Origin of the sequence: Xanthomonas sp. WHRI 7064, assembly GCF_040202355.2 — a bacterium.
GTDB lineage: Bacteria > Pseudomonadota > Gammaproteobacteria > Xanthomonadales > Xanthomonadaceae > Xanthomonas > Xanthomonas arboricola.
The window spans coordinates 2,331,497-2,356,782 of sequence record NZ_CP167821.1 but is presented as its reverse complement, the minus strand read 5'-3'; the positions used below and the strand labels follow the sequence as shown (position 1 = coordinate 2,356,782).

The window sequence follows — 25,286 nt, the reverse complement described above, 5'->3', positions numbered from 1 at the left end:
AACCAGGCGAGCTCGCATGACCCAGGCAACATTTATCGAGAACTTCCTCTCCGCCACCGACTTCCAGGAGCCGGTGGAGGTCACCATGGACACCGCACTGGCCGACTTGCCCGAGTGGGATTCGCTCTCCGCGTTGGGGGTAATCGTCATGTTCGACGTGGATTACGGAAAGGTCATTACCGGCGAAGATCTCAAGAACTGCGCCACCTTGAACGATCTTCACAAACTGCTGGGGTAAAGCCATGGGACTGTCCACCCTTAGCAATGTCCGTTTTGCGGGCATGGCAAGTTGCGTTCCCAAGCGGATCATTTCCAACCTGACCGATTGCCCGCCGAAGATGCGCTCAGAACGCGAGCGTCTGGTGCGTAACATCGGCATCGAGTTTCGTCGCATTTGCCCAAGCTGGCAGACATTTTCCGATTTGGCGCTCATCTCCGCGGAAAAGCTGCTTGCAGAGCTGCAATGGGACAAGGAAGAAATCGATGCACTGATTGTCGTAACGCAATCACCCGACTACCCCATCCCGGCCACGGCCATCATCATGCAGCACCGGCTGCAATTGCCGCAGACCGCTATCGCCTTTGATGTCAATCTCGGCTGTTCCGGCTATCCCTTTGGCCTACACCTGGTGGGAAGCATGATTGCGGCGGGAACCATCAAGAAGGCGCTTCTGCTGGTCGGCGACCGCTCGGCCACGCTTCTGGACCCATTGTTCTCCGACGCGGGCACCGCCACGGCGCTGGAGTTCGACAAGAATGCACCACCGATGCATTTCGATTTGAACAGCGACGGTAGCGGCTACCGGGCCATCATGTTGCCCATAGGCGGACATCGTGAGCCTTACGGCCCCCAACATATCTCTCCTACACGTGACGAGAACGGTGTGCTGCATTGGCCGGGTGAACTCATTCTGGATGGCCCTGCCGTATTGAGTTTCTCGACCCAGCGAGTACCTCCAGCGGTGGAAAGATTGCTTGAGTATTCTGGTGTTGATAAGGACAGCGTTGATTTTTTTGTTTTCCATCAGGCCAACAAAATGATCAACGAAACCATCCGCAAGAAGTTGGCGCTGCCGACGGAGAAAGTTCCGTCAACCTTGCGAGACTTTGGCAATACCAGTGGCGCCTCCCTGCCCATCACCATGACCGTCCGCCTGAACGATACGCTGATCAATGCCAGGCACCGACTGTTGCTTGCCGGCTTCGGTATCGGCTTGTCGTGGGGCACGGCGATCGTGGACGTCGAGAACGCAGCTTTTCCGGCACTGATCGAAGCATGAACGCCGAGCGTGATCCGTTTTCCCTGGAAGGCAAGCGCGTCCTGGTGACTGGTGCTTCATCGGGTATTGGTCGTCAAATTGCAATCACTTGCTCACAAATGGGAGCGAGCGTTGTCATCACCGGGCGCAACACCGAGCGCTTGCAAGCCACATTCAACCAACTGGAAGGCCAAGGCCACACGCAAGTGGTGGCGGACTTGGCGGTACAGGAGGGTATTGACCACGTGGTGGCTGCGAGCGGTGTCATCAACGGCTTGGCGCACGCAGCTGGCATGTCCAAGCTGACCCCCTTTCGAATGATCGGTCATGCGCACCTGGACGAGACATTTGCAAGCAACACCTACGCACCCATGCTACTGACGCGAGGCCTATTGGCGAAGAAGCAGATCGCGCCGGGCGGATCCCTGCTATTCATTGCCTCAATTGCCTCGCATATCGGCCCGCTGGCGAGCAGCGCATACGCTGCCAGCAAAAGCGCCCTGCTGGGCATGATGCGCTCGCTTGGCATGGAAGTAGCAAAGCAAGGCATGCGCGCCAACTGCATTGCACCAGGTTATGTACGCACTCCCTTGCTGGATGGCTTGCAGGGAAGCGGCGGCAATATGGACAGCCTGTTTGCATTGACGCCACTTGGCATGGGCGAGCCGGAAGACGTGGCCTACGCAGCAGTGTTCTATCTTTCCGATGCCAGCCGCTGGATCACGCGCAACCACTTCATTCTTGATGGCGGTTTTTCTGTACCGATGGACATCTACGCATGACCAACGCGGCGCAACGCGCTTTTTCACTGGATGGCAAGACCATTTTGGTCACAGGTGCTTCATCGGGCATCGGCAGGCAAATCGCCGTTTCCTGCGCGCGGCGTGGGGCGCGCTTGGTCATCACCGGGCGGCATGCAGAACGCCTGCAGGAAACCTACAACTTGTTGAATGGCCAAGGCCACGTTCAAGTGCTGGCCGACCTGACCGAAGCCGAAGGCCGTGAACGACTAGTACAGGGCATTTCCAGCCTAGATGGCTTGGTCCACTGCGCTGGCAGGCAGCGCTTGAGCCCTATCAGGCAGTTGACCGAGAAGCTCATGACCGATGTCTATGCGGTCAATTTCCTGGCCCCTGTCATGCTCACCCAGCGGCTGTTGCAGGCCAACGCTCTTGCGCCTCAAAGTTCCATCGTCTTCATGCTTTCCACTGCGGCCCATATCGGCACACCCGGGGTAGGACCGTATTCGGCCATGAAGTCAGCCCTGCTCGGCATCATTCGCTGCCTTTCCATGGAGCAGGCCAAACGCAAGATACGGGTCAATGGCATGTCTCCCTCTGCGGTCATAACGCCCATTTGGGACGCAACCCATCTGGAAGCACAGCGAAAACGCCACCCGCTCGGTTTGGGCACCTCAGAGGACGTAGCGAACGCTGCGATCTATCTCTTGTCCGATGCCAGCCGCTGGGTAACCGGGACCAGTTTGGTAATGGACGGTGGGTCTGTCCTATGACCTATTCCGTGCTCATCGTCGGGGCAGGCGGCTGGGGCCGGGAGGTTCTTGAGCAAATGCAAGGTGATATTGCACATCGCAGGGAATGGGAAGTCACCGGATTCCTGGACAGCCGCGAGCATATTCTCGATGGCTTCGATACCGGGGTACCCATCGTCGGTGACCCTTTGACATACGTGCCGCGTGGCAACGAGGCTTTTGTCTGCGCGCAAGGCGACCCATTGGAACGGCATAAATACATTCAACCGCTGCTTGCAAAGGGGGCCGCGTTCATCCCAATCTGCACCGAGGCGCACCTCAGTCGCCGCGTGCGTCTAGGCACAGGTTGCTTTCTCGGCAACCAGGTACACGTTGGCCCCGATGTGTGGATCGGGGATTTTGCCAATCTGCTCACTTGGTCGGTGATTGGACACGATGTCCGCATTGGCAATTATGCTCATGTGGGCGCACAGGTTTTCATGGGAGGCGGTGTGCAGATAGGCGACTTCGCAGTCGTGCACCCACGTGCCACCCTAGTACCTGGCGTCAAGGTAGGTGAGCACGCTGTCGTCGGCACCGGTGCGGTCGTGCTGAAGGATGTGCCGGCAGGCGCCACGGTGTTTGGCAATCCGGCCAAGATCGTATTCCACAAGAACATCAAGATGGACTGATCCATGCGCTCCAGGATGCACCCCAAGTATTACTTGTCGCAGGAAATCTTTGACTGCGAACAGCGCAAGATCTTCCGCAGGGTCTGGTTGTTCGCAGGACTCAAAACGCTGCTGAAGGATCACAATTGCTTTATCACACGCAAGATCGCGGGTGTTCCTCTGGTGATCCAGAACTTCCACGGGCAAATCCGTGCGTTCGAGAACGTCTGCCTCCACCGCAGTGCACTGATTCAAACCGCTGCTCTCGGTTGCCGGCCTTTGGTGTGCCCCTACCACGCCTGGAGTTACGACGAACAAGGCCGGGTAAAGAACATCCCGGACTGCGATGCGATCTACCACCTGGACAATAGTGAAAAGGCCAACTTGAAGCTGCGCGAATTCTCGCTGCGCGCCATCGGCAACCTGTTGTTCGTCAACCTCGATCCAGACCCCATGCCAATCGAGGAGCAGTTTTCGGCAGACTTCATCGCCTTGCTGGAAAGTAGTTCCAACGCCTATGACACTGAGGTCATGGTGACCACATGGCATGGCCGGTACAACTGGAAGCTGGCCTACGAGAATCTGCGGGACGCCAACCACCCGCGCTTTGTCCACCCCAAGACCCTGGCCAAAAGCGTCAACTTCACTCCCCAGGTAAACGAGGAACAAGCCAAGGAGTCCATGGAGGCCTTGCAGGACACGTCGCCCGTAGCGCTGAGGCGCGAGATGCGCCGCTTCAGTTTCGGCGGCCCGGAAGCCACCATCCCCAACCTTAAGCATTTCGGCTGGCACGCTAAAGTGGAACGCTGGGGCAAGCAGGACGCCTACTTTAACTGGCTTGCCTTCCCGAATTTGCATATCGCCAGCGCCAACGGGGGCTATTCCTTCACTCTGGAACACCACATCCCCGTCGCACCGGACCGGACCGACCTGGAAATCTATTGGTTCAGCGCGCGCAAGAAACAGCCTTACGGTTCTTCCAGCCAAGTGTTGCTTGCGCAGATGCACGGCAGCAAGGTGGTCGTGGGAGAAGACGTGGACATCATGGAGCGGGTGCAGGCGGCACTGCATATAGACGCCCCGCTACCCACCCAGGGAGCCTATGAATCAATGAATCGCCTGGTTGAGCGCTGGTACACGGTGCTGATGGAGACCGAACATGAGATCTAGGTGGATCATCGGCGGCAGCGAATACCTCGATCTGGCCTTTCATGCCTGGAAGCACGCGCGTCAGGACGAGACGGTCATCAGGATCGATGTACCACAGGACTCGGAACACGAATTCGATCTGGACGTGCTGGATAGACTGAATCCGACCGACGGGGCCATGTTCGTGGCTTTCGACGAACGCTTCGGCAACTTCAAGCGCATGGAACTGATGCAGGCAGCGATGGAGCGTGGCTTCAAGCTCGAACCCTTCATCCACCCGAGCGCAGCCATCGGCTCTGACACGGCCATTGGTCTCAACGCATTCGTGGGTGCCAATGCTGTCGTTGGGCACGGGTGCAGGATCGACTACAACACCGTCATCCATGCAGGCACGCACCTGGGACCCGCATGCCGCGTTAAATCGTCATGCTGGATAGAGAATGGTGTGCAAATCGGCGCGGGCGTCGAGATCGGCAGCAATAGCATCCTGCGAACCGGCGCCATCGTGCGTGGGGGCGTCAAGGTGGGGCGAAGCTGCGAACTTGGCTGGCCACGTGTCTACTGCGAGGACGTGCCGGCCAAGACCTATTTCCACGCCCGCTACGACACTCCAATCCATGTTTATGAAGCCTAAGCCGGGGACCAATCATGCAAACTGCTATCCAATTCAAACTAAATATCGACCCGCAGGCATCGGAAGAGACGTTTCAGGTCGCCGCCGAGGGCCTGACTGGTGATCCGATGTTCGGTATTCCCGAGGACGTTCGCCACCTCATTGCCAAATTTGGCGACGAAGTCAAGGTGATCGTTTTAGGAACCGGGGGGTTCGGCGCGCACTTACTGAACCTGAAGCAGGACCGGCACTGCAATGTGATCGCCTCGGTGGACGACTTCCGCTATCACTCCGGTGCGCTGTATTACGGCACTCCGATCATCTCGACGGACAGGTTCATCGAACTGGCCAAGTCTGGCGACATCATCGCCCTCAACACCTGCCGATATGACGGACCCAAGCGATTTTTTGACCAGGTCTGCAGGCAGCACGGGATCGCTCATATCAACTTTGAACAGGCCGTTCGCGCTTTCGGTCTACAGGGGCGTGTAGATTTCCGGGTGGACGATTGGGGACGGGAGATCGTGCGCAACATTCCCAGGTTTCAGCGCCTGGCAAAACGCTTTTCCGATGCCTATTCGGCACAAACCCTGTTCTCTGTCCTCAACTTCCACCTGACCTGTGACCCCGAGTACTACCACGAAATCGAACGCCCCTACACCACGTTGTACTTCCGCTCCGGCCTGCTGCAATTCGGTAGCGGAGAAAAGATGGTTGATTGCGGCGCCTCGATTGGCGAGTCGCTCGCAGGCCTGATTGGCGCCACCAAAGGCCAATTCTCGCGTTCTTGGATGATTGAACCCGATCGGATCAACGTCGGCACACTCAAGAACGTACTGCGCCGCTACGAAGGCACAGCTCTGGCGTCCAGAATCAGTCTGCATGACTGCGGCGTAGGCGAGACAACAGGCAGGGTTCCATTCAATCATGAGGGTGGCCACGGCGGCTTCGTCAAGCCTTCGAGTGAGGATTGCGAACCGGCAGACATGATCGACGTATGTTGCATCGACGATGTCATCGACGATGCACCCACCTTCATCAAAATGGACATCGAGGGGTCGGAGCTTTCGGCACTGAAAGGTGCGCAGAATGCGATTGTTCAGTGCAAGCCCAAGATGGCTATCTCCGCCTATCACAGAGCTACCGACCTGCTAGATCTAAGCGATTTTGCCCTATCTCTGAACCCGGATTACAGAATCGGCCTGCGCCATCACACGCCGGATCGCTGGGATACCTGCCTTTATTTTTATTAACGCTCTGCCTTAAAAATGAGCGGATCGATGACTGACCCAAGCAAGATTTTCCTTTTCAACTCAGCCCTTCCTGAATCCCTGGAAATGTCGGATTTCCTGAAAGGCATGGGGCCATCCCAAGACAATGTCAGAGGCCAGAATATAGGAAACGGCTATATCGCCTACGGTTTTTTGAAAGCGCTGTTCGGGCGCCCGGTGAAAGTTGACCACATCTCTAACGCACTTGAGGCAAAGCTCTCCGATCAACTTGCAGAAGAGATCAACCAAAAATATTCGCATCTTGTCTGGACGATGAAGGATGACATCCGGGAGGACTTCTCGGGCCTCCCTATTGAGAGAATCACGCACTTTCTTGAGAAAATCACGATCCCGATCGTGCCGGTGAGCCTTTGCGCGAACTCATTCAACGGCTACGACCCGAACCTGGCCGAGCGCCTCAGCCCCAATCAAAAGCGAAATTTCTCCCTTCTCTCTGAAAAGTCTAAGCTAATTGGTGTTCGCGGAAATTATTCCGCCGAGATCCTGAATAGCCTTGGCATAAAGAACGTCAGAGTGATTGGCTGCCCGAGCTACTTCGACAACGGACCCACCCGGGCTCTGCAAAAAAAGCCGTGGGATGCGGACAAGGTCATCACTACGGCCACATTCTTCAATTCCGGGCTGCCGAGGACATCTCATCTGCTGCAGGATGAATTGTATTTCATCAACTTGCTCTATCTTGAAAAAGCACTGCCATCGACCCGCAACATCACAGCGCAACCTTTCAATCTCGACGAAATACCCACGTCCTTCCAACTATTGGCCAAGGCCATGGCTGGACGGCTGGAATTTTTCTCTGATTACAGCCGATGGGCCACGTTCTTCAAAAGCAACGACCATTGCCTCACGATTGGAACCCGACTTCACTCGGGAATTCTCTCGATTAATAGCGGCGTCCCCGCCATTGTGACCAACCCGGATTCCAGGGCCAGGGAAACTTGCGAATACCTCCGCATCCCTTATGACCCTACCATTCACAGCCGAAGCAACATCCGTGAAGTTTTCGAGAACCTCGACCTCTCTGAAATGAACAACGCTTACCCGGTTTTGTACAAGGAATTTCTTGATTTTCTCGACGCAGTCGGCCTTGTTCCTTGCACTGTGCCTCATGACAAACCCTGTTTTGAATTTCCGGATCTAAAGAAAAGCACTAGCCCCTCGGTTGCAGCTGAGCTACATGAAGCCTACACCGAACTCGTAGAGAATCTGGACCGCGAAGTCGTTGTTCGGAGAGAGCATGGCGGAGAGATGTCTCGGCGCTTGGTAGATAAATTCCAACTCCTTAGACGGCGCTATCCAGGGCTGACGCGCAAGGAGTATTTGGATTATCTCAGCCGATCTACGGGTAAAGCCAAGTGAAATCGAATCTAGTCAGCATCGTCATGCCGGTCTACAAACCGCGCTATTTCGCGCAGGCGCTGGATAGCGTTTTGGCGCAAACCTAAGCAGCGTTGCAGCTAGTGATCTGTGACGCCGATGCCCCTGGCGCCATTGAGGCGGTGGTGGCGTCCAAGTTGCTGGTAGCGCCCTCCCCCGTTCGCTACCAGCAACCAGATAAGCATTAAAGAGTAAGGTCATACCGATTTCCGGCAGCGCGTAAACAAGCTGGGCTAGCAGCGCACCAGCTTGGAAATTCGCCCCTCTGAATGAGGAATGCTGGTCTTCACAAACTAACAGCCTTTACAAATTCTGATTTCAGTAATAAGTACCACCGGCAGTAACGAATCCCGCTGCGTTTCCCGGAAAGACATTTGGACCTTTCCCGTTAATCCAAATCACTCCATTTGTGTATATTTGATATCGCTGACCCGTGGCCGCCCCGGAGAATGTAAATACGTTGTCACCGCCATTTATGCTGCCAACGCGACCAACGTTAGTAAAGGCAGTAAAAGCCGGCGTACCTGTCAGTGCAACGGTAATGCTACCAATAATTAGCTGACCACCATCATACACCCCATAGTGGTAAATACCACCTCCAGTGATACTGTAGTTACCGTTGACGTAGCAGACACCATTGGAAATTGCGACGATTTGGAAACCGGTCATTGCTGCAAACACGTGACCACCTAGGAAACTGCACAACGCTCTATTACTAATCAATATGCCATTTACTGTACCTCCGCCGCCAAAAGTGAAACCGGACACCGAAACCCTGCTACCCTCACTAACTGTGAGGAGGTATCCTGCTGTGTTACGCCAAATAGCAGATGTGCTACCTACAAGTCTTACGATGCCACCTGCCACGCTGCCCATCACAACATTTTCCACGTAATTTCCGTCTGCAACATTGATAATTGCTGCATATCCACACAATGAGTAGCGCGTTCGAACCACATTCACAGCACGCTGGATGGTCTGAAATGCAGTCGCAGCGCTTAACCCATCGTTTGAATCACTACCGGTGGTGGAGACATACAAAGATAAATCCTGAGTCAAGGCAATGGCGTAAGTGGCATAGCTGTTTGCACTGGTACCCATCGCGAACCGACCTTCATCAATGATGAAATACGGCTCGCTGGCAGCGAGTTCACCAGCTGTGGCAGCAGCATCAAATTGCGCACGCGTTCCGCGTTTCACATAAATATTGGCACCTGATATTGAATCAGACATAGCGTTAAATTCCCTGGATTTATAGTTCAAAATAGATGATATTAAAAATTTTTGGCACCATCACTCTAATTGAAGCGCGAGATCTTTTTAGGCCAATACCCCATTAGTGGACATTATATTAAATGGAAAAATTCAACGGAAAATTGTTTTTTCTTCAATTTATCATTGACCTAATTCTATTATTGAGAACCAGTCCTCAGTTGAAGATTCGCCTCGACACAGCATCCGTGCATATGCGCATTACAGGCTTTGCTGAACTCAGCACCTCGCGCAGGCGATCAAAGCACGAGTATTTCAAGCAACGGACCGCTCTGGCTCCGCTGCCTGTATACGCTTAGTTGCCGAATCCTCGACAATGCGATGAGTCCCAGTCCTCTAATCCTCGAACACGGTCCGCTCTGCATGACTTCTACCACTCTAGTCAGCATCGTCATGCCGACCTACAAGCCACGCTATTTCGCGCAGGCGCTGGACAGCGTGCTGGCGCAGACTTACACGGCGCTGGAGCTGGTGATCTGCGACGACAACGCCGATGGCGCCATCGAGGCGGTGCTGGCGTCGAGGCTGGCTGACGCCCCATTTCCGATCCGCTACCACCGCAATACCCCCCGCCTCGGCGAACTCGGCAGCACGGTCAAGGGGATCGGCCTGGCGCAGGGCGAGTACGTCAAGTTCCTGCACGACGACGACGTGCTGCAGCCGGACTGCGTCGCGCAGCTGGTCGGCGCAATGGAGCGCAACCCCGGCACCGCGCTGGCCTCCTCACGGCGGTTGCGCATCGACGACGACGGTGCGCCGTTGCCGGACATCCTGGCCACCAGCTTCCCGTTTGCCGAAGATGTGCTGATCGATGGGCCGGAGCTGGTGTCGTTCCTGGCCGACCACGCCATCAACTTCATCGGCGAGCCGAGTTGCGTGCTTGCACGGCGCGCCGACCTGGTGGCGCTGGGTGGCGAGCTGATGATGTTGAACGGCAAGGCCATCCACTGGGTTGGCGACCTGGCGATCTACGTCAAGCTGCTGCGTCACGGCAACCTGGCCCTGCTTTCCAGCCCGCTCACGCAGTTTCGTGTCTCCAGCGCGCAGTTCAGTCAGGCCGGCCGCGATCAGCCGGGTATCGGCGATCAAGGTCACGACGACCTGCGCCAGGGCATCCGCCAACTCGGCTGGCGACGCGAGGGCGGCGACAACCGCCAGGTGCGTGTCGCCCCGCTCAGCCCGCACAAGGCGCGGGTGTTCAAGTCGGTGGATCTGGTCAACGCCTTGATGCAGAGCGCAGGAATGGCCGAGCGCGTGTCGCCGGCCACCTGGTTGGGGGTGCGTCATCCCAGCACCGTGCAGCGCGCCTTGATCGATGCACGTTTGCAGGCGCATGCGGGCGGCCCGCGGATCGCAGTGATGGTGGTCGACAGCGACGGCGATGCGGCAGCGGTGGCCGCAACCCAGGCCAGCCTGGCGGCGCTGGCGTGTTATCGGAACCAGCAGACCTGGGTGATCAGCAGCTCGCCGCAGCAGGCCGCCGAGCACGGCGAGCGCGGTGTGCCGATCGGTGCGGACGGGTTGGTGCCCACCCTCAATCGAACCATCGCCACGCAACAGTCCATCGACTGGGTGCTGCTGGTCCAGCCCGGCAGCCTGTTCACCGCCAGCGGCCTGCTGATGCTGGCGCTGGAGATGCTCGCGCTGCCGGACACGTGTCAGGCCATCTACGCCGATGAAGTGGTCGCGCTGGACGGCGGTCAGCTGGGGCTGGCGATGCGGCCGGCGCTGTATCTGGACATGTTGCTCAGTTCACCGTCGACGATGTCGCGGCATTGGCTGTTCCGGCACCAGACGCTAGTGGCCGATGGCGGCTTTGCAACCGAAACGAGCGACGCCTTCGAACTGGATTACCAGCTTGGGCTGGTCGAGCGTTATGGCCTGGCCTGCATCCAGCACATCGCCGAACCCTTGCTGGTGGCATCGGCCACCACGCGGCATGGCGACGAAGACGAGCAGCGCGCCATCAGCCGCCATCTTGCCGCGCGCGGGTACCTGGACGCGGTGGTGAGCAGCAACGGTCCCGGCCGGCATACGGTGGACTACCGTCATGCACAGCAACCATTGGTCAGCATTCTGGTGCTGGTGGATGGACGCCTGGCGCAGGTGCAGCGCTGCCTGGAAAGCGTGCTCGCCAACACCGGCTACCCGCACTACGAGCTGCTGTTGCTGGATCGCGGCGACAGCGCCGAGCCGGGGTTGCGCGACTGGCTGGCGGGCATCGACAACCTCGGCCTGCAGCAGATCCGCGTGCTGCGCTTCGACGGTGTGCCCTCGCGCGAGGCGGCCTGCAATGCGGCGGCCGAACAGGCACGTGGGGAGATGTTGCTGTGGTTGGCGGCCGGCGCGGCAGCGATCAAGGCCGATTGGCTGGCGCAGTTGCTCAACCACGCGCTGCGCCCGGAGGTCGGCGCGGTGGCCGGCAAGCTGCTGCGCGGCGACGGCACCGTGCATCACGCCGGCTTGCTGCTGGGCTTGGGGGCACCAGCGGCGCGCGCCTTTGCAGGTGCGGCGTTTGACGAATCGGGTTATCTGCAGCGCCTGCAGCTGGATCAGAACTACAGCGCGCTCAGTGGCGAATGCCTGATGCTGCCGCGCCAGCTGTTCCTGGACGCCGGCGGCTTTGCGCAGGAACCGGCATTGGCGCAATGGAGCGATGTCGATCTATGTCTGCGCCTGCAGCAGGCCGGCTATCTCAACGTCTACGCCGCGCGCGCGCAGTTGCTGATCGACCCGCCCGACGCGACGCCCGCCACTGCACTCGACGAAGAAGCGATGTATGCGCGTTGGCTGCCGGTGATGGCCAACGACCCGGCCTACAACCCGGGCTTCTCGCTGGATCCCGGCGCCGGCTTCCAGCTGGCCGACCCGCGCGCCAGTTGGCGGCCGCTGCAGTCGTGGCGACCGCTGCCGACGATGATCGCCCTGCCCGCCGATATCGAAGGCTGCGGCCACTACCGGGTAATCCAGCCGCTGCGCGCCCTGCGCGAGGCCGGCATGGTCGAAGGCGTGCTGTTCAACGGCTATCTGGAGATCAGCGAGCTGGCACGCCAGGATCCCGACGTGGTGATCCTGCAACGCCAGGTCGGCGAGCCGCGACTGGAAGCGATGCGGCGCATGCAGGCGCTGTCGCGCGCGTTCAAGGTCTACGAGCTGGACGACTACCTGCCCAACCTGCCGCTGAAGAACGCGCATCGCGAGCACATGCCCAAGGACATCCTCAAGACCGTGCGGCGCGGGCTGGGCATGGTGGATCGCTTCGTGGTGTCCACCCCTGCCCTGGCCGAGACGTTCGCCGGGTTGCATGGCGATATCCGCGTGGCCGAAAACCGCCTGCCACCGCATTGGTGGGAGCACCTGCCCGCACGCAGCGAACGCAGGCAACGCCAGGGTGGCAAGCCACGCATCGGCTGGGCCGGCGGCGTCAGTCACACCGGCGACCTGGAACTGATCGCCGATGTGGTGCGCGAGCTGGCCGACGAGGTCGAATGGGTATTCATGGGGATGTACCCGTTCGCGTTGCGCCAGCACATCCATCAGTTCCAGCCTGGCGTGCCGATCGATCATTACCCGGCCGCACTGGCGGCGCTGGATCTGGATCTGGCGCTGGCGCCGGTGGAACAGAACCTGTTCAACGAGTGCAAGAGCAATCTGCGCCTGCTCGAATACGGCGCCTGCGGCTATCCGGTGATCGCCAGCGATGTGCGCTGCTACCAGGGCAACCTGCCGGTGACCCTGGTGAAAAACCGCTACCGTGACTGGATCGGCGCGATCCGCGAGCATCTGGCCGACCCGGCCGCTTCGGCGGCAAAGGGCGCGGCCTTGCGTGACGTGGTGCGCCGCGACTGGATGCTGACCGGAAGCAATCTTGATCGCTGGCGCGAGGCGTGGTTGCCGGATTAGTGGATCGAGGCCGCGGCGCGGGCTCCGGCTCCGGGCATGGTGTCATCAGGCCAAGCAAAGCCGGCCCGATTCAATCGGCTTGCAGCGACACTGATGTGGAGTCGTAGCGTCGTTTGGCCCCTTCAAACGCTGAGTCGGTCGAGGGCGCGGTGCCCTCACCCTTCGCGGGAGACGCCGTGAATCCGTCCGTGGAGGCTCGGTGGCGGCATCCATGCCGCCACACGGTCCCGCAATTGGCGAGGACACCGCACCGGGAAGTTGGTCGGTGGCCAGGTAGAAAAACACGCTTATTGCGAGGCATTGAGACGCCGAGAGGTCAATCGATTGCTTGTTGGACGTCCGCCCGTTGCTCAGCTTGTGACGGGAAAATTGTCGGACACAAGGTGATCCGGACGATGCACGTCATGGCCTGCTTGCAACCACACACCGACCCTCTCGATGGGCCCTTGCCCGCCCAGCGCCGGACCCATCCGCGCTGACTGAAGCCCCTCCCCGCCCCCGGCGCCGGAATCCCGGCGCGGTTTCGGCACGCCGCTTGCATTGGTGTGAATGCCTCCCTGGCTGACCGCACCCATGAGCGATTCCGTTACCTCCATCCTCTCGCAGATCCGCAGCTACCAGACGCAGATGGGCCAAGGCCCGATGGGCGCGGTGGGCGATGCGGCGCGCGGCAATCAGATCCAGGGGCTGGCCGGCACGCAGGGAACACCGGCCACCCAGGCACCGAGCTTCAGCGAGACCTTGCGCGGCGCCATCGGCGGCGTCAACGAGGCCCAGCAGAAGTCCGGCGCCTTGGCCAAGGCTTTTGAAATGGGCGACCCCAATGCCGATCTGGCACGGGTCATGGTCGCCTCCCAGCAGTCCCAGGTGGCCTTCCGCGCCACCGTGGAAGTCCGCAACCGTCTCGTCCAGGCTTATCAGGACGTCATGAACATGCCGCTGTAAGGGTTGACGACACATGGCTCTCGCGATCACCAAAGAAAACATGAACCAGAACGCCGAAAAGGCGGGGCAATGGTTCGACCGTGTCCGCAGCCTGCAGATCACCCGCAAGCTGACCATGATGGCGATGATCGCCGTGGCGGTGGCGGCCGGTCTGGCAGTGTTCTTCTGGTCGCAGAAGCCCGGTTACCAGTCGCTGTACACCGGCCTGGACGACAAGGGCAATGCCGAAGCGGCCGACCTGCTGCGCACCGCGCAGATCCCGTTCAAGATCGACCAGGACACCGGCGCCATCTCGGTACCGCAGGACCGTCTGTACGATGCCCGCCTGAAACTGGCCGGCTCCGGCCTGACCGGCAAGGAAACCGGCGGCGGCTTCGAGCTGATGGAGAAGGATCCCGGCTTCGGCGTCAGCCAGTTCGTCGAAAACGCCCGCTACCAGCACGCCCTGGAAACCGAGTTGTCGCGCACCATCGGCACCCTGCGCCCGGTGCGCGAGGCCCGTGTGCATCTGGCCATTCCCAAGCCCAGCGCCTTCACCCGCCAGCGTGACGTGGCCAGCGCCTCGGTGGTGCTGGAGCTGCGCGGCGGCCAGGGCCTGGAGCGCAACCAGGTCGATGCCATCGTCAACCTGGTCGCCTCCAGCATCCCGGACATGACCCCCGAGCGCGTCACCGTGGTCGACCAGAGCGGCCGCATGCTCTCCATCGCCGATCCCAACAGCGACGCCGCCCAGCACGCCGCCCAGTTCGAACAGGTGCGTCGCCAGGAAAGCTCCTACAACCAGCGTATCCGCGAGCTGCTCGAGCCGATGACCGGCCCGGGCCGGGTCAACCCGGAAGTCAGCGTGGACATGGACTTCTCGGTGGTCGAGGAAGCCCGCGAGCTCTACAACGGCGAACCGGCCAAGCTGCGCAGCGAACAGGTCAGCGACACCAGCACCAGCGCCACCGGCCCGCAGGGCCCCCCGGGCGCCACCAGCAACAGCCCCGGCCAGCCGCCGGCGCCAGCCGCAAACGCCACTGCCGGCGCACCGGGCACCCCGGCCGCTGCCAACGGCCAGGCCGCCGCACCGGCCGCGCCGACCGAAAGTTCCAAGAGCGCCACCCGCAATTACGAATTGGACCGGACCTTGCAACACACCCGCCAGCCGGCCGGCCGCATCAAGCGGGTGTCGGTGGCGGTGCTGCTGGACAACGTCCCGCGCCCCGGTGCCAAGGGCAAGATGGTCGAGCAGCCGCTGACGGCCGCCGAGCTCACCCGCATCGAGGGCCTGGTCAAGCAGGCGGTGGGCTTCGACGCGGCCCGTGGCGACACGGTGTCGGTGATGAACGCCCCGTTCGTGCGCGAAGCGGTGGCCGGCGAGGAAGGCCCGAAGTGGTGGGAAGACCCGCGCGTGCAGAACGGTCTGCGCCTGCTGGTCGGTGCGGTGGTGGTGCTGGCGCTGCTGTTCGGCGTGGTGCGCCCCACACTGCGCCAGCTCACCGGCGTGACCGCAATCAAGGAAAAGCAGGCCAAGGGCGGCAACGATGGCACTCCGCAGAGCGCCGACGTGCGGATGGTCGACGATGACGACCTGATGCCGCGTCTGGAAGAGGACACCGCCCAGCTCGGTCAGGACCGCAAGAACCCGATCGCGCTGCCGGACGCCTACGAAGAACGCATGCGTCTCGCACGCGAAGCAGTCAAAGCCGATTCAAAACGTGTCGCACAAGTCGTGAAGGGATGGGTCGCCAGTGAAGCCTGATACACCACCGATGACCGGCGTACAGCGCGCCGCCGTGCTGCTGCTGTCGCTTGGGGAAAGCGACGCCGCCGAAGTGCTCAAGCACATGGACCCCAAGGAGGTGCAGAAGATCGGCATCGCCATGGCCACCATGACCGGCATCTCGCGCGATCAGGTCGAGAAGGTGATGGACGAGTTCAACGGCGAACTGGCCGGCAAGACCTCGCTGGGCGTGGGCGCCGACGACTACATCCGCAACGTGCTGATCCAGGCGCTGGGCGCCGACAAGGCCGGTGGCCTGATCGACCGCATCCTGCTCGGCCGCAACACCACCGGCCTGGACACCCTGAAGTGGATGGACCCGCGCGCGGTGGCCGACCTGGTGCGCAACGAGCACCCGCAGATCATCGCCATCGTCATGGCGCATCTGGACAGCGACCAGGCCGCCGAGGCCCTGAAGCTGCTGCCCGAGCGCACCCGCGCCGACGTGCTGCTGCGCATCGCCACCCTGGACGGCATCCCGCCCAATGCGCTGAGCGAGCTCAACGACATCATGGAGCGCCAGTTTTCCGGCAACCAGAACCTCAAGTCGTCCAACGTGGGTGGCATCAAGGTCGCCGCCAACATCCTCAACTTCCTCGACACCGGCGCCGACCAGGGCGTGCTGGGCGAGATCGGCAAGATCGACGCCGACCTGGCCGGCAAGATCCAGGACCTGATGTTCGTGTTCGACAACCTGGTGGACCTGGATGACCGCGGCCTGCAGACGCTGCTGCGCGAGGTCTCCGGCGAGCGCCTGGGCCTGGCCCTGCGCGGTGCCGACGTCAAGGTGCGCGAGAAGATCACCCGCAACATGTCCCAGCGCGCCGCCGAGATCCTGCTCGAGGACATGGAAGCGCGCGGCCCGGTACGCCTGGCCGACGTGGAAGCGGCGCAAAAGGAAATCCTCACCATCGTCCGCCGCCTGGCTGACGAAGGCGCCATCAGCCTCGGCGGCGCCGGTGCGGAGGCGATGGTATGAACGACATCGTCACTCGCTGGCTGGCCCCCGACCTGCACCTGGAGCCGGCCCCGCCGGCGCCGGAGTACGACGAGCCGGCCGTGCTCGAGCCGGTGCTGCGTCCGCCGACCCTGGAAGAGATCCAGGCGATCGAGGACGCCGCCCAGCAGGAAGGTTTCGCCCGCGGCCATGCCGAAGGCTTTGCCCAGGGCCAGTCCGAAGTGCGCCGCCTGACCGCGCAGATCGACGGCATCCTGGACAACTTCACCCGCCCACTGGCGCGGCTGGAGAACGAAGTGGTCGGCGCGCTCGGCGAGCTGGCCGTGCGCATCGCCGGCTCGCTGGTCGGGCGTGCCTATGAGGCCGACCCGCAGCTGCTGGCCGAGCTGGTGCAGGAGGCCGTCGATGCGGTCGGCGGCGCCGGCCGCGAGGTGGAAGTGCGCCTGCATCCCGATGACATCACCGCGCTGCTGCCGCATCTGGCGCCCAGCAGCACCACCCGCGTGGCCCCGGACCTGAGCCTGAGCCGCGGCGACCTGCGCGTGCACGCCGAAAGCGTGCGCGTGGACGGCACCTTGGACGCGCGCCTGCGGGCCGCGCTGGAGACAGTCATGCGCAAATCCGGAGCGGGCCTGTGAGCGCCCTGCTGGGCGCCACCCCGGCCGACTGGCTGGACGCACGCAACCTGCGCCTGGCCACTCGCCTGAGCGGACTCGGGCTGGAACCGAGCGCCGGGCGCACCCTGATCCGCGAAGGCATCCTGCGCCGCGCGGTCGGCCTGACCCTGGAAGCCACCGGCTGCGAGGCGCCGATGGGCGCCACTTGCAAGGTCGAAGTCGACGGCGGCTGGGTCGATGCCGAAGTGGTCGGCTTTGCCGGCGAACGCACCTACCTGATGCCCAGCGCCGAGCTGCATGGCCTGCTGCCCAACGCCCGCGTGGTGCCCTCGCGGCGCCGCGGCGGCGTGGAAGTGGGCGAAGGCCTGCTCGGCCGCGTCATCGACAGCGACGGCACCCCGCTGGACGGCAAGGGCCCGATCCGCGGCGAAGGCAGCGTCAGCATGGCCGGCGTGTCGATCAACCCGCTGGCGCGCGAGCCCATCACCACCTCGCTGGATGTCGGCGTGCGCGCGATCAACGCGCTGCTACCGATCGGCCGCGGCCAGCGCGTCGGCCTGTTCGCCGGCTCCGGCGTCGGTAAATCGACACTGCTCGGCATGATGACCCGCTTCACCTCGGCCGACGTCATCGTGGTCGGGCTGATCGGCGAACGTGGCCGCGAAGTGCGCGACTTCGTCGAAACCACGCTGGGCGAGGAAGGCCTGCGCCGCGCCGTGGTGGTGGCCGCCCCGGCCGACCGCCCGCCGTTGGCGCGTCTGCACGGCGCCTACCGCGCCACCGCCATCGCCGAATGGTTCCGCGACCAGGGCCTGAACGTGCTGCTGCTGATGGATTCGCTGACCCGTTTCGCCCAGGCGCAGCGCGAGATCGGCCTGTCGGTCGGCGAGCCGCCGACCACCCGCGGCTATCCGCCGTCGGTGTTCGCCAAATTGCCGGCGTTGGTCGAACGCGCCGGCAACGGCGCCAAGGGGCGCGGCTCGATCACCGCCTTCTACACCGTGCTGACCGAAGGCGACGACCCGCAGGATCCGATCGCCGACGCCGCGCGCGCCATCCTCGACGGCCACATCCTGCTGTCGCGCCGGGTTGCCGACAGCGGCCTGTACCCGGCCATCGACGTCGAATCCTCGGTCAGCCGCGTGGTGCAGGACATCGCCGATGACACCTGGCGCCTGCGCATCCGCAAGCTCAAGCGCCTGCTGTCGGCCTACACCGCCAACCGCGACCTGATCGCCATCGGCGCCTACCAGCGCGGCAGCGACCCGGCCACCGACGAAGCATTGGCGCGCTGGCCGGAGATCGTCGAATTCCTCGGCCAGGATGTCCACCGGGCCGCCGACCTGCCCGACAGCCTGTCCGCGTTGCAGCGGCTGGTCGAACCCGAGAACTAATCCATGATGCAGTCCAAACGGATCGACCCCCTGCTGCGCCGCGCCCAGGAACAGGAAGACAAGGTCGCGCGCGACCTGGCCGAGCGTCAGCGCGCCCTGGACACCCACCAGTCGCGCCTGGAAGAGCTGCGCCGCTACGCCGAGGAATACGCCAACAGCCACATGGCCGGCACCAGCGCCGCTGCACTGACCAACCGCCGCGCCTTCCTGGACCGGCTCGACAGCGCCGTGCTGCAGCAGGCGCAGACCGTGGAAACCAACCGCAACAAGGTGGAAGCCGAGCGCACCCGGCTGCTGCTGGCCAGCCGCGAGAAGCAGGTGCTGGAGCAACTGGCGGCCAGCTACCGCGCGCAGGAGAACAAGGTGATCGAACGCCGCGACCAGCGTGAGATGGACGACCTCGGCGCGCGTCGTTCGCGCCTGGCCCGCAGCGAAGACACCCACGGAGAATCCGCATGAACCCCTTGTCCGCTTTTGCCGCCGGCCTCGGCGCACTCGCCGGCACCGGCAAGAAATCCAGCTACAGCGATCCCTCGTCCGAGCCGGACGCTGGCCAGGATCAGTTCGCGCGCATGCTCAACCCGGCCAACACGCCGAACCAGGCCCCGCCGCAGGCGCCCGAGCGCGTGCCGGCCAAGCAGGCCGCGCCCAAGCCCAGCCAGCCCGACAAGCAGCGCAGCGACGACGACCACGGCGACGACGCGGCGGGCGACGCCACCGCACGCCCGCGCGCGCAGGATGGCGATGCCAAGGCCGCCAAGTCCGGCGCCGCCAAGGAGTCGTCTGCCGCCGACAGTAGCAGCGCTGCCGCCACCGCCAAGACCGGCAAGGGCGGCAAGACCGCGAGCAACGGCGAAGACGCACCGGCCGACGCAGCCACCGCCACCGACACCGGCTGGCCACCGCCGGGCCTCGGCGGCTTCGGCATGGGTCTGCTGGCGCAGGCACTGCCCGGCGGCGATGTGCTGGCGGCCGCGGCTGCGGCACTGGCGGCCGGCGTGACCGCTGCCGCCGGCGCCACGCCGGCGGCGACCGCGCTGCCGACCGACGCGGCCGCACCCACCGCACCCGCGACCGCCGGCACCGCCCTGCCCTCGTTGGGCGCGTTGGCACCGGCTGCTGCCGCAGGCGCCAAGCCCACCTCCGTCGCCGCCTTGAGCGGCGACGCCCAGGCGGCCGCGCTGATGAGCATGGCGACCAAGGCGCTGGACCCGGGTACCGACGACAGCGCCGGCCCGGCCGCGCCGGACGCCCCGGCGTTCGTGCTGCCGACCACCACGGCGGCCGCGCTCGGCCGCCTGCAGGACCCGGCGCCGGTGTTCAGCGCCTCGCCCACCCCGACCCCGGAAATGGGCAGCGACACCTTCGACGACGCCATCGGCGCGCGCATGAGCTGGCTGGCCGACCAGAAGATCGGCCATGCCCATATCAAGGTGACCCCGAACGAGATGGGCCCGGTCGAGGTGCGGCTGCATCTGGAGGGCGACAAGGTCAACGCCAGCTTCAGCTCCGCCAATGCCGACGTGCGCCAGGCGCTGGAGCAGAGCCTGCCGCGCCTGCGCGAAATGCTCGGCCAGAACGGCTTCCAGCTCGGCCAGGCCGATGTTGGCCAGCAACAGCAGAACCAGTCCGGCAACCGCAACGGCGGCGGCAACGACGGCACAGGCCTCAGCCTGGACGACAGCCCGCCCGTCGGAATTCCGTCGGTGGTGTTACGCCAGCGTGGATTGCTGGACGCCTACGCCTGAGCGCCCGCGCCGGGTACGCCCCGGCGCGGCTCAAATCTGGGTGCCGGCAAGCTCCGGCACCACCCCACGCCCCTCGCAGCGCAAGGCCTGCGGGGGTTTTGCCGTTGAAGCTGCACGCGCGCCAGGAAACCGTCGCCTGATTGGCATGCCAATTGCATGCACTGGGTGAGCATTCCCCCTGGAGCAGACTGTGGCAGCCGCGGAAAAACCCAAGAAGACCGAAGACAAAGACGACAAGGGCGACAAGAAGAAGGGCGGCAAGAAACTTCTGCTGATCGCCGTCGGGGTCGTGGTGCTGGCCGCTGCCGGCGGCGGCGCCTGGTTCTTCTTCGGCCACAAGGGCGAGGAGAAAGACGGCAAGCACGCCGCGCCCAAGGTGGCCGAAGTGCCCAAGCCGGCGCAGTACTTCCCGATGGATCCGGCGATCGTGGTCAACCTGGCCGATCCCGGCGACGGCCCGCAGTACCTGCAGGTCGAAGTGCAGCTGGTCACCCGCGACCCGGAAGACCTCAAGCTGATCACCGAAAACGCCCCGGCCATCCGCGCGCATCTGCTGATGCTGCTGTCGCAGGTCAAGGCCACCGATGTGGCCGACCTGGTCGGCAAGCAGAAGCTGCAGAAGGCCGCCCTAGCCGAAGCGCAGAAGGTCATGACCAGCGAGACCGGCAAGAAGTGCGTCGAAGAACTGCTGTTCACCAGTTTCGTCACCCAGTAAGGCCTGCCCCATGAGCGTCAGCGATCTGCTTTCCCAGGACGAAATCGATGCCCTGCTGCATGGCGTGGATTCGGGTGCGGTCAATACCGAGCCGGAGCCGCTGCCCGGCGAGGCGCGCCAGTACGACCTGTCCAGCCAGGACCGCATCATCCGCGGCCGCATGCCGACCCTGGAGATGGTCAACGAGCGCTTCGCGCGGCTGTGGCGCATCGGCCTGTTCAACCTGATCCGGCGCTCGGCCGACCTGTCGGTGCGCGGCATCGACCTGGTCAAGTTCAACGAGTACATGCACTCGCTGTATGTGCCCACCAACCTCAACCTGATCCGTTTCAAGCCGCTGCGCGGCACCGGCCTGATCGTGTTCGAACCCACGCTGGTGTTCACCGTGGTGGACAACTTCTTCGGTGGCGACGGCCGTTACCACACCCGTATCGAAGGTCGCGAATTCACCGCCACCGAGATGCGCGTGGTGCAACTGATGCTCAAGCAGACCTTTGCCGACCTGAAGGAAGCCTGGGCGCCGGTGATGGAAGTGGACTTCGAGTACATCAACTCGGAGATCAACCCGCACTTCGCCAACATCGTCACCCCGCGCGAGTATGTGGTGGTGTGCCGCTTCCATGTCGAACTGGAAGGCGGCGGCGGCGAGATCCACATCACCCTGCCATATTCGATGCTGGAGCCGATCCGCGAACTGCTCGATGCCGGCATCCAGAGCGACCGCAACGACCGCGACGACTCCTGGAACGTGATGCTGCGCGAGCAGCTGGACACCGCCGAGGTGACCCTGTCCAGCGTGCTGGCCAGCAAGCGCATGAGCCTGCGCCAGCTTACCGGCCTGAAGATCGGCGACATCCTGCCGATCGACCTGCCCGCACAGGTGCCGCTGTGCGTGGAAGACATCCCGTTGTTCACCGGCGAATTCGGCGTTTCCAATGGCAACAACGCCGTCAAGATCACCGCCGTACGCCCGCCCGGCGTGCAAGCCCCACGCGCCGTTCCCTCCCAGGACTCCAGCAAATGATCAACTCCGACATCCTCGACGCCGCGCCTGCCACCTTCGACAGCCTGCAGGCCGAGCACGACCAGAATGCCACCGACCTCAACCTGGACGTCATCCTGGACGTGCCGGTGACGCTGTCGCTGGAAGTGGGCCGCGCGCGCATCCCGATCCGCAACCTGCTGCAGCTCAACCAGGGCTCGGTGGTGGAACTGGAGCGCGGCGCCGGCGAGCCGCTGGACGTGTACGTCAACGGTACCTTGATCGCGCATGGCGAAGTCGTCGTCATCAACGACCGCTTCGGCATCCGCCTGACCGACGTGGTCAGCCCCAGCGAACGGATCCGGAGGCTGCGGTGATCGGCCTGCTGGCCTTGGCCGCGCCAGTCGCGGCCAAGGCCACCCAGGTCGGCGCGCAGGCGCCGTCCTCGCCCAGCCTGTTTGGCGCGGTCTTTGCATTGCTGCTGGTGCTGGCGCTGATCGTCGGCCTGGGCTGGTTGCTCAAGCGCATGCCCGGCAGCGGTTTCCGCAGTACCGAGGGCCTGCGGGTGGTGACCAGCCTGGCGGTGGGTGCCAAGGAACGCGTGGTGGTGGTGGAGGTCAACGGCCAGCAGTTGTTGCTCGGCGTCACCGCCGGCGGCATCAACACCTTGCACACCCTGTCCGAACCGCTGCCGTCCGCGCCCGCCCCCACCCTGCCCAACTTCAAGCAACTTCCCAATTTCGCCCAGCTGCTGGCACAGAAGCTGCGCAAGGACCCGTGACATGTTGAGTCGTTGGAATCGCTGGGGGCGCAGCCTCCGCCTGGTGCTGATCCTGCTGGTGATGAGCTGCCCGCTGCTGGCCGCTGCCACGCCTGCCGCATTGCCGGCCATGGCCCAGGCCGCCGCTCCTGCCGCAGCGCCGGCGGCCGCTCCGGGCGGCGCCAATCAGCTGCCGTCGTTGCCCAATGTCAGCGTCGGCCGCATCGGCGACCAGCCGGTGAGCCTGCCGCTGCAGACCTTGCTGCTGATGACGGCGATCACCCTGCTGCCGTCGATGCTGCTGGTGCTGACCGCCTTCACCCGCATCACCATCGTGCTGGGCCTGCTGCGCCAGGCGCTGGGTACCGGCCAGACCCCGTCCAACCAGGTACTGCTGGGGCTGTCGATGTTCCTGACCGCGCTGGTGATGATGCCGGTGTGGCAGAAGATGTGGGGTGCCGGGCTCTCGCCGTACCTCAACAACCAGATCGATTTCCAGACCGCCTGGACGCTGACCACCCAGCCGCTGCGCGCCTTCATGCTGGCGCAGATCCGCGAGACCGACCTGATGACCTTTGCCGGCATGGCCGGCGACGGCAAGTACGCCGGCCCGGACGCGGTGCCGTTCCCGGTGCTGGTGGCCTCGTTCGTGACCAGCGAGCTGAAGACGGCGTTCGAGATCGGCTTTCTGATCTTCATCCCGTTCGTGATCATCGATCTGGTGGTCGCCAGCGTGCTGATGTCGATGGGCATGATGATGCTGTCGCCGATGTTGATCTCGGCGCCGTTCAAGATCCTGCTGTTCATCCTGGTAGATGGCTGGGTGCTGGTGGTGGGCACATTGGCCGCGAGCTTCAACGCGTCGTAGCCGCAAGGTCTGCATGCGCGCCGCCCTGCCGGCGTGTCGACCCGGCCTGCCGCTTCGGTATGGGCCCGACGTAGGGCAGCAGACGCAGAGCACACAGCAAGCGCGCCAGCCAGTGCAGCCGATAGCGGCCGAAGCGCACGGCTGAGCAATGCCCCAGCGGAGCCACCCAACACGCATGGCTTCGCCTCGCACCCTCACCCCAACCCCTCTCTCCCGCTGGAGAGGGCCGAGCCTCTGCAGACCGCACCTCGGTCAGCCCACACACCGTCGCACCAGCTTCAGACCTCATTCCCCTATTCAGCCTCCCGATTCCCGATTCCCGATTCCCGATTCCCGATTCCCGATTCCCGATTCCCGATTCCCGATTCCCCAATCCCATCCTTTGGCACCCCACTTGCATCACCACACCCATGAGCCCTGAAATCGCCCTGACCGAATTGCGTGGTGGCCTGGTCACCGTCCTGTGGATTGCCGGCCCGATGTTGCTGGCGGTGCTGGTTGTCGGTGTCGTGATCGGCGTGGTGCAGGCGGCCACCCAGTTGAACGAGCCGACCATCGCCTTCGTGGCCAAGGCGGTGGCATTGACGGCCACCCTGTTTGCCACCGGCAGCATGCTGCTGGGGCATCTGGTGGAGTTCACCATTGCGCTGTTCCAGCGCATACCGCACCTGATCGGCTAGCGGACCCGGCCGGATGGATGCTGCCACCCAGATGGTGATCGACGGCCAGCGCGCGTTCGCGATGGTCGGGGCGATCATGTGGACCATGCTGCGCACCGGTGCGCTGCTGACCGCGATGCCATTGATCGGCACGCGCGCGGTGCCGGGACGGGTGCGGGTGATGCTGGCCGGGACCTTGTCGATGGTGCTGGCGCCGCTGCTGCCGCCGGTGCCGGACTGGGACGGTTTCACCGCCCAGGCGGTGCTCAGCGTCGCCCGCGAGCTGGCGGTGGGCGCCAGCATGGGCTTCATGCTCAAGCTGATCTTCGAGGCCGGCGCGATGGCCGGCGAGCTGGTGTCGCAGTCCACCGGCCTGTCGTTTGCGCAGATGTCCGACCCGCTGCGCGGAGTCACCTCCGGAGTGATCGCGCAGTGGTTCTATCTCGGGTTCGGCTTGCTGTTCTTCGCGGCCAACGGACATCTGGCAGTGATCGCATTGCTGGTGGACAGCTACAAGGCCCTGCCGATCGGCACCGCGCTTCCCGACGCCGCCGCCTTCGCCGAAGTAGCGCCGACCCTGTTCCTGCAGATCCTGCGCGGCGGGCTCACCCTGGCACTGCCGATGATGGTGGCGATGCTGGCGGTCAACCTGGCCTTCGGCGCGCTGGCCAAGGCTGCGCCGGCGCTGAATCCGATGCAGCTAGGCCTGCCGCTGACCGTGTTGCTGGGGCTGTTCCTGCTGTCCAGCTTCGCCAGCGAATTCGCGCCGCCCGTGCAACGCATGTTCGATACCGCCTTCGACGCCGCCAGGGAATTGACTGCCTAGCGGACACATCCATAAGTGTGAACTGCCTCAAGTTTTTCGCCG

At 63.1% G+C, this 25,286-nt stretch carries 25 protein-coding genes; 24 read left to right on the top strand and 1 reads right to left on the bottom strand.

Features of this window, described 5'->3' with window-relative positions; translation table 11 throughout:
* Positions 1-16: 16 nt before the first annotated feature.
* The 9 genes from ABQY74_RS10125 to ABQY74_RS10085 are packed head-to-tail and all read left to right on the top strand — an operon-like array spanning position 17 to position 7,814.
* Entirely contained in the window at positions 17-238 is a 222-nt protein-coding gene (locus tag ABQY74_RS10125; RefSeq protein ID WP_008575943.1) for an acyl carrier protein, read from the top strand.
* Between the two features lie 4 nt (positions 239-242).
* Positions 243-1,280 (top strand): ketoacyl-ACP synthase III, encoded by a 1,038-nt coding sequence (locus tag ABQY74_RS10120; protein ID WP_104553484.1) that lies wholly within the window; start codon positions 243-245, stop codon positions 1,278-1,280.
* Entirely contained in the window at positions 1,277-2,041 is a 765-nt protein-coding gene (locus ABQY74_RS10115; RefSeq protein ID WP_104553485.1) for an SDR family NAD(P)-dependent oxidoreductase, read from the top strand. The genes ABQY74_RS10120 and ABQY74_RS10115 overlap by 4 nt, the downstream gene beginning before the upstream one ends.
* Positions 2,038-2,772 carry an SDR family oxidoreductase gene (locus ABQY74_RS10110; protein WP_349791293.1) on the top strand — a complete coding sequence of 245 codons (735 nt, stop codon included), beginning with the start codon at positions 2,038-2,040 and terminating at the stop codon, positions 2,770-2,772. The genes ABQY74_RS10115 and ABQY74_RS10110 overlap by 4 nt, the downstream gene beginning before the upstream one ends.
* Positions 2,769-3,422 (top strand): NeuD/PglB/VioB family sugar acetyltransferase, encoded by a 654-nt coding sequence (locus ABQY74_RS10105; RefSeq protein WP_104553487.1) that lies wholly within the window; start codon positions 2,769-2,771, stop codon positions 3,420-3,422. Before ABQY74_RS10110 ends, ABQY74_RS10105 begins: the two co-directional genes overlap by 4 nt.
* 3 nt (positions 3,423-3,425) lie before the next feature.
* Complete coding sequence (locus tag ABQY74_RS10100; protein ID WP_104559332.1) at positions 3,426-4,571, top strand: aromatic ring-hydroxylating dioxygenase subunit alpha; 1,146 nt, start codon at positions 3,426-3,428, stop codon at positions 4,569-4,571.
* Positions 4,561-5,184 carry a UDP-3-O-(3-hydroxymyristoyl)glucosamine N-acyltransferase gene (locus ABQY74_RS10095; RefSeq protein ID WP_104555053.1) on the top strand — a complete coding sequence of 208 codons (624 nt, stop codon included), beginning with the start codon at positions 4,561-4,563 and terminating at the stop codon, positions 5,182-5,184. The genes ABQY74_RS10100 and ABQY74_RS10095 overlap by 11 nt, the downstream gene beginning before the upstream one ends.
* A gap of 14 nt (positions 5,185-5,198) precedes the next feature.
* Positions 5,199-6,416, top strand: a complete 1,218-nt coding sequence (locus ABQY74_RS10090; RefSeq protein WP_228601099.1) for an FkbM family methyltransferase — start codon at positions 5,199-5,201, stop codon at positions 6,414-6,416.
* 27 nt (positions 6,417-6,443) lie between these two features.
* Complete coding sequence (locus ABQY74_RS10085) at positions 6,444-7,814, top strand: polysaccharide pyruvyl transferase family protein (protein WP_104555051.1); 1,371 nt, start codon at positions 6,444-6,446, stop codon at positions 7,812-7,814.
* A gap of 336 nt (positions 7,815-8,150) precedes the next feature.
* Here the strand turns inward: ABQY74_RS10085 and ABQY74_RS10080 are convergent, their stop codons facing one another.
* Positions 8,151-9,065 (bottom strand): hypothetical protein, encoded by a 915-nt coding sequence (locus tag ABQY74_RS10080; protein WP_146092500.1) that lies wholly within the window; start codon positions 9,063-9,065, stop codon positions 8,151-8,153.
* Positions 9,066-9,497: 432 nt separating this feature from the next.
* On the opposite strand from ABQY74_RS10080, the gene ABQY74_RS10075 reads away from it, so the two are divergent.
* The 15 genes from ABQY74_RS10075 to fliR all read left to right on the top strand — a co-directional run bounded on the left by ABQY74_RS10075 (position 9,498) and on the right by fliR (position 25,244).
* On the top strand, positions 9,498-13,007 hold the full coding sequence (locus ABQY74_RS10075) for a glycosyltransferase (protein WP_349792215.1): 3,510 nt from the start codon (positions 9,498-9,500) through the stop codon (positions 13,005-13,007).
* 573 nt (positions 13,008-13,580) lie between these two features.
* The gene (fliE, locus tag ABQY74_RS10070; RefSeq protein WP_164737138.1) at positions 13,581-13,952 is read left to right on the top strand and encodes a flagellar hook-basal body complex protein FliE; all 372 of its coding nucleotides are present in this window, start codon (positions 13,581-13,583) and stop codon (positions 13,950-13,952) included.
* Positions 13,953-13,965: 13 nt separating this feature from the next.
* The gene (fliF, locus tag ABQY74_RS10065; RefSeq protein WP_016904679.1) at positions 13,966-15,696 is read left to right on the top strand and encodes a flagellar basal-body MS-ring/collar protein FliF; all 1,731 of its coding nucleotides are present in this window, start codon (positions 13,966-13,968) and stop codon (positions 15,694-15,696) included.
* A 10-nt stretch (positions 15,697-15,706) separates the two neighbouring features.
* On the top strand, positions 15,707-16,696 hold the full coding sequence (fliG, locus tag ABQY74_RS10060; RefSeq protein ID WP_016904678.1) for a flagellar motor switch protein FliG: 990 nt from the start codon (positions 15,707-15,709) through the stop codon (positions 16,694-16,696).
* The gene (locus tag ABQY74_RS10055) at positions 16,693-17,313 is read left to right on the top strand and encodes a FliH/SctL family protein (RefSeq protein ID WP_102584561.1); all 621 of its coding nucleotides are present in this window, start codon (positions 16,693-16,695) and stop codon (positions 17,311-17,313) included. The genes fliG and ABQY74_RS10055 overlap by 4 nt, the downstream gene beginning before the upstream one ends.
* The gene (gene fliI / locus ABQY74_RS10050; RefSeq protein WP_016904676.1) at positions 17,310-18,686 is read left to right on the top strand and encodes a flagellar protein export ATPase FliI; all 1,377 of its coding nucleotides are present in this window, start codon (positions 17,310-17,312) and stop codon (positions 18,684-18,686) included. Before ABQY74_RS10055 ends, fliI begins: the two co-directional genes overlap by 4 nt.
* A gap of 3 nt (positions 18,687-18,689) precedes the next feature.
* The gene (fliJ, locus tag ABQY74_RS10045; RefSeq protein ID WP_039511884.1) at positions 18,690-19,145 is read left to right on the top strand and encodes a flagellar export protein FliJ; all 456 of its coding nucleotides are present in this window, start codon (positions 18,690-18,692) and stop codon (positions 19,143-19,145) included.
* On the top strand, positions 19,142-20,434 hold the full coding sequence (locus tag ABQY74_RS10040; RefSeq protein WP_349791287.1) for a flagellar hook-length control protein FliK: 1,293 nt from the start codon (positions 19,142-19,144) through the stop codon (positions 20,432-20,434). The genes fliJ and ABQY74_RS10040 overlap by 4 nt, the downstream gene beginning before the upstream one ends.
* Before the next feature lie 190 nt (positions 20,435-20,624).
* Positions 20,625-21,149: a flagellar basal body-associated protein FliL gene (gene fliL, locus ABQY74_RS10035; RefSeq protein WP_016904990.1), complete on the top strand. Its 525-nt coding sequence runs from the start codon at positions 20,625-20,627 to the stop codon at positions 21,147-21,149.
* A gap of 10 nt (positions 21,150-21,159) precedes the next feature.
* Complete coding sequence (fliM, locus tag ABQY74_RS10030; RefSeq protein WP_016904991.1) at positions 21,160-22,173, top strand: flagellar motor switch protein FliM; 1,014 nt, start codon at positions 21,160-21,162, stop codon at positions 22,171-22,173.
* A complete protein-coding gene (gene fliN / locus ABQY74_RS10025; protein ID WP_016904992.1) occupies positions 22,170-22,508 on the top strand; it encodes a flagellar motor switch protein FliN in 339 nt (112 codons plus the stop codon). Before fliM ends, fliN begins: the two co-directional genes overlap by 4 nt.
* Entirely contained in the window at positions 22,505-22,912 is a 408-nt protein-coding gene (fliO, locus tag ABQY74_RS10020) for a flagellar biosynthetic protein FliO (protein ID WP_349791285.1), read from the top strand. The genes fliN and fliO overlap by 4 nt, the downstream gene beginning before the upstream one ends.
* Before the next feature lies 1 nt (position 22,913).
* Positions 22,914-23,759, top strand: a complete 846-nt coding sequence (fliP, locus tag ABQY74_RS10015; protein WP_039511037.1) for a flagellar type III secretion system pore protein FliP — start codon at positions 22,914-22,916, stop codon at positions 23,757-23,759.
* 410 nt (positions 23,760-24,169) lie between these two features.
* Positions 24,170-24,439, top strand: a complete 270-nt coding sequence (locus ABQY74_RS10010; protein WP_005917968.1) for a flagellar biosynthetic protein FliQ — start codon at positions 24,170-24,172, stop codon at positions 24,437-24,439.
* A 13-nt stretch (positions 24,440-24,452) separates the two neighbouring features.
* Positions 24,453-25,244 (top strand): flagellar biosynthetic protein FliR, encoded by a 792-nt coding sequence (gene fliR / locus ABQY74_RS10005; RefSeq protein WP_016904238.1) that lies wholly within the window; start codon positions 24,453-24,455, stop codon positions 25,242-25,244.
* Positions 25,245-25,286: the final 42 nt, after the last annotated feature.

Excerpts from the sequence above, each read along its gene's own strand:
- ABQY74_RS10125 (WP_008575943.1), top strand. The coding sequence starts at position 17 with ATGACCCAGGCAACATTTATCGAGAACTTCCTCTCCGCCACCGACTTC.
- ABQY74_RS10120 (WP_104553484.1), top strand. The coding sequence starts at position 243 with ATGGGACTGTCCACCCTTAGCAATGTCCGTTTTGCGGGCATGGCAAGT.
- ABQY74_RS10115 (WP_104553485.1), top strand. The coding sequence starts at position 1,277 with ATGAACGCCGAGCGTGATCCGTTTTCCCTGGAAGGCAAGCGCGTCCTG.
- ABQY74_RS10110 (WP_349791293.1), top strand. The coding sequence starts at position 2,038 with ATGACCAACGCGGCGCAACGCGCTTTTTCACTGGATGGCAAGACCATT.
- ABQY74_RS10105 (WP_104553487.1), top strand. The coding sequence starts at position 2,769 with ATGACCTATTCCGTGCTCATCGTCGGGGCAGGCGGCTGGGGCCGGGAG.
- ABQY74_RS10100 (WP_104559332.1), top strand. The coding sequence starts at position 3,426 with ATGCGCTCCAGGATGCACCCCAAGTATTACTTGTCGCAGGAAATCTTT.
- ABQY74_RS10095 (WP_104555053.1), top strand. The coding sequence starts at position 4,561 with ATGAGATCTAGGTGGATCATCGGCGGCAGCGAATACCTCGATCTGGCC.
- ABQY74_RS10090 (WP_228601099.1), top strand. The coding sequence starts at position 5,199 with ATGCAAACTGCTATCCAATTCAAACTAAATATCGACCCGCAGGCATCG.
- ABQY74_RS10085 (WP_104555051.1), top strand. The coding sequence starts at position 6,444 with ATGACTGACCCAAGCAAGATTTTCCTTTTCAACTCAGCCCTTCCTGAA.
- ABQY74_RS10080 (WP_146092500.1), bottom strand. The coding sequence starts at position 9,065 with ATGTCTGATTCAATATCAGGTGCCAATATTTATGTGAAACGCGGAACG.
- ABQY74_RS10075 (WP_349792215.1), top strand. The coding sequence starts at position 9,498 with ATGCCGACCTACAAGCCACGCTATTTCGCGCAGGCGCTGGACAGCGTG.
- fliE (WP_164737138.1), top strand. The coding sequence starts at position 13,581 with ATGAGCGATTCCGTTACCTCCATCCTCTCGCAGATCCGCAGCTACCAG.
- fliF (WP_016904679.1), top strand. The coding sequence starts at position 13,966 with ATGGCTCTCGCGATCACCAAAGAAAACATGAACCAGAACGCCGAAAAG.
- fliG (WP_016904678.1), top strand. The coding sequence starts at position 15,707 with ATGACCGGCGTACAGCGCGCCGCCGTGCTGCTGCTGTCGCTTGGGGAA.
- ABQY74_RS10055 (WP_102584561.1), top strand. The coding sequence starts at position 16,693 with ATGAACGACATCGTCACTCGCTGGCTGGCCCCCGACCTGCACCTGGAG.
- fliJ (WP_039511884.1), top strand. The coding sequence starts at position 18,690 with ATGATGCAGTCCAAACGGATCGACCCCCTGCTGCGCCGCGCCCAGGAA.
- ABQY74_RS10040 (WP_349791287.1), top strand. The coding sequence starts at position 19,142 with ATGAACCCCTTGTCCGCTTTTGCCGCCGGCCTCGGCGCACTCGCCGGC.
- fliM (WP_016904991.1), top strand. The coding sequence starts at position 21,160 with ATGAGCGTCAGCGATCTGCTTTCCCAGGACGAAATCGATGCCCTGCTG.
- fliN (WP_016904992.1), top strand. The coding sequence starts at position 22,170 with ATGATCAACTCCGACATCCTCGACGCCGCGCCTGCCACCTTCGACAGC.
- fliP (WP_039511037.1), top strand. The coding sequence starts at position 22,914 with ATGTTGAGTCGTTGGAATCGCTGGGGGCGCAGCCTCCGCCTGGTGCTG.
- ABQY74_RS10010 (WP_005917968.1), top strand. The coding sequence starts at position 24,170 with ATGAGCCCTGAAATCGCCCTGACCGAATTGCGTGGTGGCCTGGTCACC.
- fliR (WP_016904238.1), top strand. The coding sequence starts at position 24,453 with ATGGATGCTGCCACCCAGATGGTGATCGACGGCCAGCGCGCGTTCGCG.